The organism is Rhodococcus sp. R1101, from assembly GCF_000278445.1.
Lineage (GTDB): Bacteria > Actinomycetota > Actinomycetes > Mycobacteriales > Mycobacteriaceae > Rhodococcus > Rhodococcus gordoniae.
This window is the reverse complement of record NZ_AJVB01000851.1, coordinates 1-794: the sequence shown is the minus strand read 5'-3', so window position 1 is coordinate 794 and position 794 is coordinate 1. Positions and strand designations below refer to the sequence as shown.

The following is a 794-nucleotide window of genomic DNA, read 5'->3' as shown; positions in this document are numbered from 1 at the left end:
CATATCCGAACAGCAGGTCGCTGTGCCCGCTGAGCGATTTCGTGCCACTGGCCACCACGACGTCGGCCCCGAGGTCGAGCGGACGCTGCCCGAGCGGGGTGGCGGTGGTGTTGTCGACGAGCAGCAATGCCCCGGCGCGACGGCACGCCGCCGCGGTCGCACGCAGATCCACCGTGTCGAGACCGGGATTCGAGGGTGTCTCGGCGAGGACGACCGCTCCCTTCCCCGCGCCGTCGAGCACACGCCGCAGCGAGCCGTCCGCGAATTCGGCGACGGAGAGTTCGTGCACCTCGATGCCGTGCGGTGCGAGATATCCGGTGGCGAACTTGCGCACCTGGTAGTAGCCGTCGGAGGGAACGACGACCGTGCTGCCCGGGGCCACGAGCGATCGCAACGCGACCGTGATCGCCGACATGCCCGAGCCGACGACGCGCACCGCCGAGGCGTGTTCGAGCGCGGCGAGCGCCGATTCGAGTGCGCGCCAGCCGGGATTCGAGGCCCGCGCGTAGGTATCGACGTCGTCGCGTTCGTCCTCGCCGAGGAGGTACGGCGCGGCGAAGACCGGTCCCGCCTGCAACGGGGAGCCCGGAACGCCTTCGTGTGCAACCGCCTTCACGCAGCGTGTCGAATCGCCCGTCATGCGGCTCATTCCGGCTTGATCCGGCGCCCGAGCAGCTGCCCGATCGCATCCGGTACCGACATGCCTTCGTGGCACACGCGATGTACGGCGTCGGTGAGCGGCATCTCGACGTCGTAGCTCGCCGCGAGGGCGCGGACCGAGGTGCACGACTTGA

At 69.8% G+C, this 794-nt stretch carries 1 protein-coding gene and 1 pseudogene; both read right to left on the bottom strand.

Annotated features, from left to right (window positions below):
* Positions 1-640: PLP-dependent transferase (locus R1101_RS0124725; protein WP_198420332.1), on the bottom strand; the 640-nt coding region annotated here is incomplete at its 3' end.
* A gap of 5 nt (positions 641-645) precedes the next feature.
* Positions 646-794 (bottom strand): annotated as a pseudogene (locus tag R1101_RS30510) (NAD(P)H-dependent glycerol-3-phosphate dehydrogenase); the annotation flags it as partial.